The sequence below is a fragment of the Sorangium sp. So ce281 genome (genome assembly GCF_051527395.1).
Lineage (GTDB): Bacteria > Myxococcota_A > Polyangia > Polyangiales > Polyangiaceae > Sorangium > Sorangium cellulosum_B.
In genome coordinates, this window is the sequence record NZ_CP150322.1 from 1728366 (window position 1) to 1740489 (window position 12124).

Annotated in this window: 8 protein-coding genes and 1 pseudogene; 5 read left to right on the forward strand and 4 right to left on the reverse strand. The window is 69.8% G+C overall.

Going from position 1 to position 12124, the window contains the following annotated elements; genetic code table 11:
* Nucleotides 1-44: 44 nt before the first annotated feature.
* The 3 genes and pseudogenes from WMF27_RS06550 to WMF27_RS06560 all read right to left on the reverse strand — a co-directional run.
* Nucleotides 45-2186, reverse strand: a pseudogene (locus WMF27_RS06550) (right-handed parallel beta-helix repeat-containing protein); the annotation flags it as partial.
* Nucleotides 2187-2948: 762 nt separating this feature from the next.
* On the reverse strand, nucleotides 2949-3581 hold the full coding sequence (locus WMF27_RS06555; RefSeq protein WP_437761106.1) for a glutathione S-transferase family protein: 633 nt from the start codon (nucleotides 3579-3581) through the stop codon (nucleotides 2949-2951).
* Between the two features lie 33 nt (nucleotides 3582-3614).
* Complete coding sequence (locus WMF27_RS06560; RefSeq protein ID WP_437761105.1) at nucleotides 3615-5729, reverse strand: M13 family metallopeptidase; 2115 nt, start codon at nucleotides 5727-5729, stop codon at nucleotides 3615-3617.
* Between the two features lie 248 nt (nucleotides 5730-5977).
* Here WMF27_RS06560 and WMF27_RS06565 point away from each other — a divergent pair, with 248 nt between their 5' ends.
* Nucleotides 5978-6265, forward strand: a complete 288-nt coding sequence (locus WMF27_RS06565) for a hypothetical protein (RefSeq protein WP_437761104.1) — start codon at nucleotides 5978-5980, stop codon at nucleotides 6263-6265.
* Between the two features lie 57 nt (nucleotides 6266-6322).
* Here WMF27_RS06565 and tssC read toward each other — a convergent pair whose 3' ends face one another.
* Complete coding sequence (tssC, locus tag WMF27_RS06570; protein WP_437761103.1) at nucleotides 6323-7795, reverse strand: type VI secretion system contractile sheath large subunit; 1473 nt, start codon at nucleotides 7793-7795, stop codon at nucleotides 6323-6325.
* 598 nt (nucleotides 7796-8393) lie between these two features.
* On the opposite strand from tssC, the gene WMF27_RS06575 reads away from it, so the two are divergent.
* The 4 genes from WMF27_RS06575 to WMF27_RS06590 all read left to right on the forward strand — a co-directional run bounded on the left by WMF27_RS06575 (nucleotide 8394) and on the right by WMF27_RS06590 (nucleotide 12096).
* A complete protein-coding gene (locus WMF27_RS06575) occupies nucleotides 8394-8654 on the forward strand; it encodes a hypothetical protein (RefSeq protein WP_437761102.1) in 261 nt (86 codons plus the stop codon).
* A 48-nt stretch (nucleotides 8655-8702) separates the two neighbouring features.
* Nucleotides 8703-9305: a hypothetical protein gene (locus WMF27_RS06580; RefSeq protein WP_437769795.1), complete on the forward strand. Its 603-nt coding sequence runs from the start codon at nucleotides 8703-8705 to the stop codon at nucleotides 9303-9305.
* 2 nt (nucleotides 9306-9307) lie between these two features.
* Nucleotides 9308-11461: a heavy metal translocating P-type ATPase gene (locus tag WMF27_RS06585; protein ID WP_437769794.1), complete on the forward strand. Its 2154-nt coding sequence runs from the start codon at nucleotides 9308-9310 to the stop codon at nucleotides 11459-11461.
* Nucleotides 11462-11526: 65 nt separating this feature from the next.
* Entirely contained in the window at nucleotides 11527-12096 is a 570-nt protein-coding gene (locus WMF27_RS06590) for a cytochrome C (RefSeq protein WP_437769793.1), read from the forward strand.
* Nucleotides 12097-12124: the final 28 nt, after the last annotated feature.

The following is a 12124-nucleotide window of genomic DNA, read 5'->3' on the forward strand; positions in this document are numbered from 1 at the left end:
AAGGTGGGCGCCACTGCTGTAGCGCCCACCGCGGCACGTCAGCGCACCCGCAGCTGCGCCGCCGATTCACCGAGCTTCTCGCCCTGCGCATCGACCACATGCAGGTTGTACGTCCCGGCGCTGGCCGGCACGGCGATGGACGTCGCGTCCCCCGCCGCCTTCGTCATCGTCGCGCCCTCCGTGAACGTGCCGGTGCCGGCCGGCGCGAGCCAGACGGCGTTGGCCGCCGCGCCCGTGCTCCTGATCTTGATTGTCTCGGTGCCGGATGCGACCGAGGCGCTCGCCGGGAACACGTAGTCTTGAACCGCGAGCAGGCTGCTGGGGATGATGCCCCGGTGCTCTTCCTGGATGCCGGAGCTCAGGCAAATTTCGTATTGCGCGGCAGGCCACATGTTGTCCGGAACCGCGACCGGCGGGTCGATCCTGCTATCGGGCGGGTTGATGCCCATCTTGTTCACGGTGGCGTACGTCCTCAGGATGGTGAGGTGGTGCTTGGCCCCGAAATCCTCGCAGTTGATCGTGTATTTTACGCCGGGGTCGATGTCGAGCACGTTGTCGTTCTGCGTGATGTGCGCGCTGCCCTCGTCGTTGTGCAGGCCGTACGTGGGGCCGCTCGTCGCGGGCGGAATGCCCTTGACGTAGTTCTCGTTGATGGTCGTGCCCGGCATCTGACCCAGCGTGTAGACCGCGCCGCTGTCGTGTAGCCTGCTCAAGGTATCGATGAAGCGATTGTTGTTGATCGCATTGTCTTTGCAGGTGGTCGAGTCGGGGAAGTTCCGCCAGCCCCAGCCCAGGTTGATGCCGTTATAGGCCGTCTTCTGGATGTGGTTGTAGGTTATCTTCAGGCCATCCACGAAGAAGGCGGTGATGCCCGAATGGCCACCGAAACCCGGCAGTGAGCTCACGTCGTACAGCAGGTTGTTGCTGATGGTGTCGTTCTTACAGATGCCTTCGACACCGGGGCCGAACTTGTGGTGCGGGCCGGAGTCGCCCGCGTACAGGTGCTGCGGGTGGCCGACCGTGATGCCGCTGCCGGCGATGTCGGTGATGTAGTTGCCGACGATGCTGGAATTCACGACGTCGTTGATGAAGGAGATGCCCTCATTGCCGCTGTGCTTCACCACGTTGCCGATGAAGTCGATCGAGTCGGCGTTGTTGACCGTGATCATCCCGGGCAGCGTGTCGATGATTTCGTACTTGCTGTTGTGCCAGTTGCCGTCGCCGTAAGCAACGTAGATGGTGGCGCCCTGTACCGTCGCTTTGCCGCGCGATCCGTTCACGCTGTATAGGTTGTAGTCGGTGTTGGCGAAGGTGATGCCCTGGAAGGTGAGGTTTTTGACGCGGCTGGCGCTGGAGGCGCCGGCGATGTCGATCAGCTTTTCTGCGATCGGCGCCTGCACGTCGGCTTGAGCCATGTCTTCGCCCTGCCGCGGGTAGTAGTAGAGGGTCCCGGTCGTCTTGTCGAAATAGAACTGACCGGGTGAGTCCAAGAACTCGCGCGCGTTGTAAATCGTGTGGGAACCAGAGACACTGAAGCCCGAATTCCAGCCGGGGGTCTGCGCGATGGCGCCGTAGGGCTGTTGAAAGAGCAGCGCGCGGAAGTTGTCTGGCGTGGTGATGACATCACGAACGCAAACGATATTCTCGTTCCAGGTGGTGCCGTTCACGATCTCGAGGTCGTCCTTGTTGCTGGCGATGGCGGGTACCGCGTTGAGGTCGTACTTGGCGCCGTCACTGCCGCTGCCGGTCGCCCAAGCCCAGCTGTGCTGCCCGGCCGTCACGCTGTACGTCCCGACCCCTCCGCGCGACGTGACCCGCTTGCTCGTCATCAGGGCACGAGCATCGTTCACGTACAGGTTGCGCAGCTTCGTCGTTCGGTCCAGCTTGGCCTTGTAGATATTGCCTGCGTCCGGCGTCCATCCGGTCACCTTCGTCGCGCCGTTCAAAACGGGTTTTTCCCCGGGGTAAGCCTGATAGTAGATGCGATGGCCATTCGTGCCCGAGTCCGACGGCGCGAAGGCGATGGCGTCGGTGAGGCTGTACGTGCCAGCTCGGAGGTAAACGTAGATGTCGCCGGTCATGTCGGCGTTGAGGGTGCGGACGGCGTCGCGCGCCTTGGTGACCGTCTCGAACGGCGCGCTGGCCGTGCCTGGATTGTCGTCGCTACCGGAAGGCGACACGTAGTACGCCGCTTGCCGCGTCCCGGTCTCGTCTGGAACCTCGCCGCCGCCGCCGCCCGTTCCGCCACCGGCCATCGCGCCGGCGCTGCCGCCGCCCCCGTCCGCTGCCGCTCCTCCGGCTCCCGCAGTGGCGTCGGCTCCGCCGGTTGCGCTGCCGCCAGCCGAGCTGTCGCCGCCGGCCAGGTTGGGGCTCGTCCCGTCCGATGAACAGGCAGCCATCCCAGCGAACGCCGTGAGGAATGCGGCGACCAGCAGCTTGACGTGACGAACGGTGGAATCGTGACTCTCACGCATGATTCTTGCCTCGAAGGGAAGGTGAGCCAGCCGCCCACGCGGAGCACCGCGCCGCTTCCAGATCACGTCAACTCAGTGAGGGGCCGACCCGCAGCGATGCTGCCGCGAGCCCTGCCAGAGCCTCGCGAAGCAGCGGTACGTCGCGAAGCAGAGATGCCGACCGAGCACGGGCGCCGGCACGCTCCTCCCCCTGCATGCGCCTCACCTGGAGCCAGCAGCCCGACCGGCACGGCGAACGCGCACAATGAGAAAGGCCCGGTGCGCATGACGCACCTATCCAGGGCAACGCCAAAGACTACCTGGCGTAAAATGTGAACGTTCACACGGCTGGCGTCAATCGAAATGAACCGGCGCGCGGATGTGCTCGATCCGGAGCGGTGCACCTTGCCGCTCTTGACGTGGGGCAGTCGGAAGCAGCCCGATCCAATGCAGTTCACAGGCGGTCGATGGCCAGGTAATTCCCGGCGCGCGGCGCTACACGGCCACGTGGAGGGGCTGCACCACCGCCGCGAACACCGGGAGCGCCTCGCAGCGCGCCGCGTGCGCGGCCAGCGCCGGCCGCCTCGCGGCGTCGGTGAGGGCCGGGTGCGCCTCGGAGGCGAAGCGCAGCGCGCAGGCGACCGCGATGTCGGCGTGGCTGAAGGCGCCCAGCCAAAAGGCGTCGCCGGTCCGGGCGGCGCGCTCCCGCTCCAGCAGATCGAGCGTCTCGCCGATCTGCGCGGTGCAGCGCTCCACCCAGACAGGGCTCCGGCGATCGCCCGTGCGCAGCACGTGCTCGTAGAGCAGGCTCACCGCCTTGTCCGCGAGCCCCGTGGCGAGCGCCGAGACCCGCAGCCCGGCGCGGCGCGCCTCGCCAGAGCGCGGCAGGAGCGCGCGATCGGGCCCCACCAGGTCGTCGAGGGCGTCGAGGATCGCCGCGCTCTCCACGAGCGGCTCCCCGCCGTCCGTCACGAGCACGGGGACCCGCCGGAGCGGGTTGTACCTCGCGATGGACTCCGCGTCGGCCCACACCGACCACGGGCGGTGCTCGTACGCGAGCCCGTAATGCTGGAGCGCCACGGCGACGCGGCGCACGAAGGGAGAGTCGTACTGGCCAATCAGGATCATGACGGCTCGTTTAACCGAGCCTGCCGCGCGCGGCTACCAGACAGCGCACGTCCTGGTCGGCCGCATCGGCGTGCCCGGCGCGCACTTGAAGGCCTCGCCGAACTCCGGGAGGTTCGCGAGTGGGCCGTTGACGCGGAACCGCGGCGGGGAGTGCGGGTTCACCTGGACCATCAGCCGGAGCGCCTCGTCGCGCAGCTTGCCGCACCAGGACTGCCCGTGCGCGAGGAAGAACTGCTGATCTTCCGTGAAGCCGCTCGCGACCGTCTGCTCCGCCGCGCCCTTGCGCATCGCGCGGTACGCCATGAAGGCGAGCTTGACGCCCCCGAGATCCGCGATGTTCTCGCCCAGCGTCAGCTTGCCGTTCAGCTTCAGCCCCGGCAGCGCCTCGAAGGCCGAGTACTGCGCCTCGACGCAGCCGGTCTTCTCCTTGAACGCCGCCCCGACCTCCTTCGACCACCAGTCCTCCAGGTTGCCCTTCTGGTCGAACTGCGAGCCCGCGTCGTCGAACCCGTGCGTGAGCTCGTGCCCGACCACCATGCCGATGCCGCCGAGGTTCACCGCCGCGGCCGAGCTCACGCTGTAGAACGGCGGCTGCAGGATGCCGGCCGGGAAGACCATGTGGTTGCGCTGCGGGTCGTAATAGGCGTTCACGGTGGGCGGGCTCATCTGCCACTCGTCGCGATCGAGCGGCTTGTCGATCTTCCCGAGGTCCCATTGCGTGTGGAAGGCGCGCGCGGCGAGCGCGTTCTTCGCGTACGATCGCGGGTCGACCTCGAAATCGTAGGTCCTCCACTTGTCGGGGTATCCGATGAGGTACGCCATCGCGGCGAGCTTGGCGAGCGCGCGCTGCCGCGTGCCCTCATCCATCCAGTCGAGCGCCCGGACGTCGCGCGCGAACGCGTCGCTGATCTGGTGCACCATCGCCTCGGCCGCGGGCTTGCTCGCGCCGGGGAAGCTCGTCTTGACGAACGGCTGCGCGAGCAGCTCGCCGAGCGCGTCGTCGGTCGCGTCCACGCAGCGCTTCCAGCGCGGCCGCACCTCCTTCTGCCCGGTGAGCGCGGCCTGCAGCGTGAAGCTCTCGTCGACGAACGCCTTGGGCAGCGCGGGCGTCATGGAGCGCACCACGTGCCACGAGAGGTAGCTCTGCCACGCGGCGGGCTTCACCGACGTGAGCAGCCGGGAGAGCCCCTCGAAGAACCGGACGGAGGTCACGTTGACCTCCTTGACGTCCTGGAGGCCGAGCCCCTGGAAATACGCGTCCCACGAGAACGCCGGCGCGGCCTTCGCGAGCGCCGCCCGGTCGAGCTTGTTGTAGAGGCCCGCCGGGTCCCGCCGCTCGACCCGCGTCTTCGAGATCTTCGCGAGCTCGGTCTCGATCTGCACGACGTCGAGCGCCGCCGCCTTCGCCGCCGCCTCCTGCGCCCCGGCGAGCCGCATCATCCGCGCGACGTGCTCCTCGTAGGTCTTGCGGAGCGCCTTCGATTTGTCGTCCTCGTTGAGGTAGTAGTCGCGGTCTGGCAGGCCGAGCCCGCTCTGGTCGAGCTGCGCGATGACGCGCGTCGCGTCCTTCATGTCCTGCGCGGATTCGATGTCGAACAGCGCCCAGATGCGACGGCGGTGGAGCTCGGTGACGAGCGCCCCGAGGCCCTTCGGGTCGCGCACCCGCCGCGCCTTCGCGAGGAGGTCCGCGATGGGCTTCGCGCCGGCGGCCTCGACCGCGGGCTCGTCCATGCACGCGCCGTAGTAGGCGCCGATCTTCCTGGTCACCGGATCCCGGTCGCCGGCGCTCGCCGCGTCCTCGAGGATGCGCCGGAGCTCCGCCTCGTTGCGCTTCTCGATCTCGTTGAAGCTCCGCATCCAGGCGGACTCGTCCCCCGGGATCTCGGTCTTCGCCAGCCATCCGCCGCACGCGAACTGGTAGAAGTCGTCGCAGGGGTTCGCCGATCGGTCGAGCGCGGCCTCGTCGAGCCCGACGCTCTCGAGCTTCGTCTCGACGACAGGGAGGCCCTGCGGCGCCGGCGGCATCAGCGCCTTCACGGTGGGGGGCGGGGGCGCCGGCGGCGGGCTCGCGGCGGGGCCGCAGGCCGCCAGCGCGGAGAGGGCCACGGCGAGCGCGAGGGGAGCGGCAGGCTGTCGGGGCGTGCGCATACAGCGCTCTACCACAGGCCGCGGCCGCGGGCGGCGAGGGAGTTGGGGCGGTAGGATTTTATCGGGCGATCTCGCCATGTCACAGGTGAGTCGCCGCGAGGGCACGAGGGCAGAGGAAGAACGGCCGTTGCTCGGCGCTCGACCCGCCCCGTCCTCGACGCTCGCGGCACGATTGCGCCGCCATGACCGTCGACGACGGGGAGCCGCCTCGATATGCTGCGCGCGAACCCACGACGCGGAGGACGACCATGGAAGAGCCGTATCGGACCCTGTACTTCACCCTTGTGGCCAACAACTTCCCGATGGGCCGCTGGCGATACAACGTGAGGTTTGACGCTGACAGGGTGTTGATCGGGACCGACTATCAACACATCACGGTGCTCGCCGGCGTGGCCGGCTGGCACGTCACCATCGGCGGGCAGCACCCAGGTCAGGTGGCGGGCGGGTTCGATGCTCTCGTGAGCCTTCGCTGGGATGTCACGCCGGAAATAGGGCAGGCGCTCGAGTGGTTCAACGCGAATCGCTCCTACATGTGAGCCCCCGGGCGCGCCATGCCCGACGGGCGACGGGGGCGGCCCGCCTGCGCGGCTCGATCACTCCCGGTCGAGCTTGCCCATCAGGCTCAGGGTGAAATAGGCCCCCATGTACTTGAGGTGCGGGCGCACCTCGAGGTGGACCCGGTACCAGCCCGCGCTCCCCTCGACCTCGGTCACCGAGGTCCGCGCCTTGCGGAGCGGCCTGCGCGAGCGCACGGCGGGCGACACGACATCCATGTCCGCGACATACTGGCCGAGCCAGCCGTTCAGCTCGCGCTCGAGGTCGCCGCGCTCCTTCCATGTGCCGATCTGCTCGCGCTGCATGATCTTGAGGTAGTGGGCGAGCCGGCTGACGAGGAAGACATAGGGCAGCTGTGTGCCGAGCCGGTAGTTGACCTCGGCGGCGCGCCCCTCCTCGCTCTGGCCGAAGTACTTGGGTTTTTGCGCCGAGTTCGCGGAGAAGAAGCAGGCGTTGTCCGTGTCCTTGCGGAACGTGAGCCCGATGAAGCCCTCCTCGCTGAGCTCGAACTCGCGGCGCTCGGTCAGCATGATCTCGGTCGGGATCTTGGTCTGGATGGCGCCGAGCGCCTCGTACTCGTGGAGCGTGAGCCCCTCGACGGTGCCGCCGGATTGCGGCCCGATGATGTGCAGGCACCAGCGGTGGCGCGCGAAGCTCTCGGCGAGCCGGGTCGCCATCGCGTAGGTGGGCGCCCCCCAGCAGTACGCCGCGTGGTTGCCGACGACGTCCTCCTCGTAGGAGAACGCCCGGATGGGGGAGGTGCTCGCCCCGTAGGGCAGGCGCAGGAGGAAGCGGGGGAGGACCAGGCCGACGTAGCGCGCGTCCTCGGACTCGCGGAACGCGGTGTACTTCACGTACTGCGGCCCCTCGAAGAGCGCCTTGATGTCGCCGAGGTGCGGCACCTTCCGGTAGTCCTTGAGCCCGAAGAACTGCGGGCCCGCGACGGCCAGGAAGGGCGCGTGCGCCATCGTCGCCACCGCCGCGCATTTCTGGAGGAGCGCGATGTCCTGGGGCACGGGGCCGAACTCGTAGTTCGAGATGACGGCGCCGAACGGCTTGCCGCCGAAACTGCCGAACTCCGACGAATAGACGATCTTGTAGAGGCCGCTCCTCACGACCTCGGACGAGTCCTCGAAATCCGCGAGCAGATCGTCCTTCGAGCAGTTGAGGAGCTCGACGCGGATGTTCTCCCGGAAGTCGATGTGATCGATGGCGAACTTCAGGCCGCGCCACGCGGACTCGAGGCGCTGGAACACCGGGTGATGCAGGATCTCGTCGATCTGCCGCGACAGCCGCTGGTCGATCTCCGCGATCCACAGGTCGATGAGGGCGCTGTCCAGCGCCGCGCCGGCCTCCGGGCGGCCCGCGACCTTGCCGACCACCGCCTCCACGCCCCGCTTCACATCGTGGTAGGCGCCGTTGGAGGGGGCGACCCCCGTCTCCGCCAGGAGCTCCGCAAGGAGAGAGCCGTTGCTCCCCATCACCGGCTCTTCGTGCTGCCCCGCTTGCATGTCCGGAATTTACCACGGTCGCTCGCCGGCTGGAAGCGACGGACACGCCGGCGCCCGCGCGCCGCGCCCCGCCGCCCCGCGCGGGGCGGCGGGGCGGGGCGGGGCGGGGCGGGGCGGGGCGCGGCGCGGCGCGGCCAGAGGAGAAACGCGCCTCGGACGCCCGCGCGGAACGCTCCCTCAGCACGCCAGTCAGGTGTCGACCGGACATGAAAAGCCCATGGCGATCGCGCGACTACAGTGTTACAAATCACGTGTGGGTGCTCCCACGGAAGCCGAAGACATAAGGGCTTTCGTTCGAGTTTGCCCTCTCGCACTCCCGGATCAGGCGCCGACGCCCGTCCTGGTCGTGGCTGCGCGGCGCCAGCGCTCCGAACGGCTCGGGACCGACTGAAATGGGCAGTGGGAGCACGGAGGGACAGCGGACGTCGACTGTCTCTATCTCTCTGTGTTCCCCGTGCCTGTGGGATCCAGATTCTCTGTCTTCCGGCTTCCGGCGCGCCTTCGCGCGTCGTCGGCATCCGGCGCGCCATGGCGCGCCATCAGCGTCCGGCGCGCCTTGGCGCGCCTTGGATCGTGGATTTCGAGGAGAGGAGTGGGGATGGAACGCCTCGGGCTCGGCATCGTCATCGGGATAGGGCTCACCAGCTTGACGAGGATCACCCGTCCGACCGTCAAGAGGGCCATGAAGCTAGGCTTCGTCGCCGTGGACGCGATCAGGGGCGCGCTCGGCGAGGGCAGGGAGAGGCTCGCCGACCTCGTCGCCGAGGTGAGGGAGGAGATGGCGCGCCAGGAGCAGCGCGCCGGCTCGGGCGGCGCGCAGGGGTGGTCGCGCGCGGAGATGGAGCCGCCCGGGAGCTGACGAGAGGGGTGTTGCGGTGACCCGGCCTCGCAGGCCGGGAGGTGAGCCATGCCGAGCGATCGAGGGGTCGTCATCATCCACCGGGTTCCAGGGCGCGTGCGCCTCGCCGTCCCCGCGCTGCGCAGGGACCCGGCGAGGGCCGAGGAGATCGCGGAGCAGGCGCGCGCCTGCCCCAGCGTCGTCGACGCGCGGGCGAGCGCGTGGGCCGGGAGCCTCACGGTGGAGCACGAGCCCGATGTCCCGCTGGAGGACGTCTTCTCCGAGCTCGCGCACATCCCCGAGCTCTCGGGCTGCAGCTGTCGCCCGATCGATGAGCTCACGCCCTCGCCCTGCGCGGCGCCCGCCGAGCCGCCGAGCCCGGTCCGGACGGCGCGCATCGTCTTCCAGGCCGCGGACAGGCTGAACGCGGCGTCGCAGGTCGTCCCGCCGCCGCATGTCGACCTCAAGCTCCTGCTCCCGGCGCTCCTGGTCGGGTCCGGGCTGCTCCAGGTGCTGACGCGGCGCTCCCCGGGCATGCCCCACTGGATCACGCTCGTGAAGTACGGGGTCGACTTCTTCGTGGTGCTGAACCACGGCCGTATCCAGAGCTTCTTCGCGAGCGCGAGCGCGAGCGCGAGCGCGGGCGCACCCACCGGCGGCGAGGCGGGGTGACGATGGCCGCGCTCCTGTCGACCGTGACCGAGCCGGTCTCGGTGGTCCACGCGATTCCGGGCAGGGTCCGCCTGCGGCTCCCCCGCCTCGGGAAGGACGCGGCCTTCGGCCCGCTGCTCGAGGCGGGGCTCACCGCCGTGCCGGGGGTCCTGTCCGTGCGCATCGCCGAGGGCGCGTCCAGCGCCGTCGTCGAGCACGACCCGCGGCACGTCGACCTCGACGCCCTCGTGGGCGCCGCCGCGTCGGCCTCCGCCGCGCCGGCCCCGCGGGGGGCGCTGCGCGCCGCGCGCGCCGCCCGGGGGGCGCGCCGCGCGGCCGCCCTCGCGAAGCGCCCGCTCTACCTGTCGAGCGTCGGCATGGTCCTCTCGCTCGGCAGCTTCGTCTCGCCGCTGCTCGCGTACCCGTTCATCGCCGCGACGTCCGCGCCCATCCTCAAGAGGGCGTGGAACTCGGTGGTGCGGGACCGCAAGCTCAACGTCGACCTGCTCGACAGCCTGGCGATCGCGTCGGCCGTGGCGACCGGAAACGCCATCAACGCGGCCGGTATCATCTGGCTGGTCACGCTCGGCGACCACATCCGCGATCTCACCCAGGCGCGCGCCCGGCGCGCGATCAGCGGCCTTCTCGAGTACCAGCAGGACCTCGCGTGGGTGGTCCGCGGCGACGCGAAGGTGCAGATCCCGGTGGCCGAGCTCGCCGCCGGGGACCTCCTCGTCGTCTATACCGGATCGGTCATCCCGGTCGACGGGACGGTCACGGACGGCGAGGGGCTCGTCGACCAGCAGACGCTGACCGGCGAGTCGATGCCGGTGCTCAAGGGCCCTGGCGACCGCTGCTTCGCGGCGACCGTCATCAAGGACGGCAAGCTGTACATCCGCGCCGAGCGGGTCGGCGGCGACACGACCGCCGCGAGCACGGCGCGGCTCATCGAGAACGCGCCCGCGCTGGAGACGCGCGCGCAGAACTACGCGGAGCTCGTGGCGAACCGGCTCGTCCCGCCGGCCCTGGCCTGCTCGGCGGTCGTGCTCGCCGCGACCAGGGACCTCGGCCGCGTGTCCGCGATCCTGACGATCGACTTCGGCACCGGCCCGCGGGTCTCGGCCCCGACGACGGTGCTCGCGTCGATGAACGCCGCGGCGCGGCGCGGGATCCTCATCAAGGGCGGCGCGTACATCGAGAAGCTCGCGAAGGTGTCGACCGTGGTGTTCGACAAGACGGGCACGCTGACCTCCGGCATCCCCGAGGTGACGGACCTCGTCGTCCACGACGCCCTGTCCGAGCGCGAGGCGGCGACCCTCGCCGCCGCGGTGTCCGCGCGGCAGACCCACCCCGTATCGCAGGCCGTGCTCCGGCTCGCCGAGGCGTGGTGCCTGACGATCCCGGACCGGGAGGAGTCCCGCTACCTCGTCGGCCGGGGCGTGCAGGCGAGGGTCTTCGGCAAGGTCGTGCAGCTCGGCAGCCCCCGCTTCCTCGACGAGCTCGGCATCACCTGCCGCGCCGAGCCCGGCGCGAGGAAGGCGCTCGAGGCGGCGGCGAAATCGCTCCTCTTCCTCGCCGTCGACGGCCGGCACGTCGCCACGCTCGCCTGCCGCGACGCCATCCGGGCCGAGAGCCGCGCGACGATCCGCAGCCTGCGCGCGCGCGGGATCGAGGATATCGTCATGCTGACGGGCGACAGCCGCGAGGTGGCCAGGCAGGTCGCGCTCGAGCTCGGCATCACCCGGTACTTCGCGGAGATGCTGCCCGAGGACAAGGCGGAGATCACGCGCCGGCTGACGCAGGAGGGCCGTACCGTCGCGGTCGTCGGGGACGGCATCAACGACTCCCCGGCGCTGTCGTACGCCGACATCGGCATCAGCGTGTCCGCGGGCGCCGAGATCGCCCGGGAGACGGCGGGCGTCGTCCTCGTGGAGGACGACCTGTCGAAGCTCATCGAGGCGATCGACATCTCGCGCGCCGCGATGCGCCTCATCCACCAGAACTTCTCGATGATCCTCGCCGTGAACGCGGTCGCGTACGCGCTGTCGATCCCCGGGCTCCTCAACCCGGTCGCGGCGACGCTCATGAACAACGGCTCCGCGGTCCTCGCCTGCGTGAACGGACTGCGTCCGCTCATGGCGGCGCCGCGCAGGAAGGCCCGCGCCGGCGGCCCCTAGCGCGCTCGTCCGCGCGCCGCGCCGCAGCCCGGCACGCGCGCTGCACGAGGGATGGAATGGTTGGAATGCAGAGCGAGACGCGCGCCGGATCGAGATCGTCCGCCGCGGATCGGGCGCGCGCGGCGCGCCGGACTGTGCAGTGGCTGCCCGGCGCGGCGCTCCTGGCGTTGATCGGCTGTGCAGCCGCGGCACGGGCGCCTGTCTCGCCGCGCGTCGCGGCGGGGACCCCGGAGGAGGCCGGCCGGTACCTGATCCTCGTGGGCGGGTGCAACGACTGCCATACGCCCGGATGGGACCGATCGGGCGGCGGGCTCCCGACCTCGGAGTGGCTGACGGGCAGCGGCGTCGGCTACCGAGGTCCGTGGGGGACGAGTTATGCGGCGAACCTCCGGATCTCCGCCCAGAACCTCAGCGAGGAGGCCTGGGTGCGGATGTTCCGCGAGGGCGCCGGCCGGCCGCCGATGCCATGGCTCAACTACGTGACCCTGCACGAGCGCGATCTCGTCGCGATGTACCGCTTCATCCGGAGCCTCGGCGAGAAGGGCGCCCCCGCGCCCCAGGCCGTGTCGCCGGAGGAGGAGCCTGCGACGCCGTACATCCTCATGGTCCCGCAGCAGCCGAAGAGCAGGCCGTAGCCATCGGTTCGCGTCGGTTCGCGTCGGT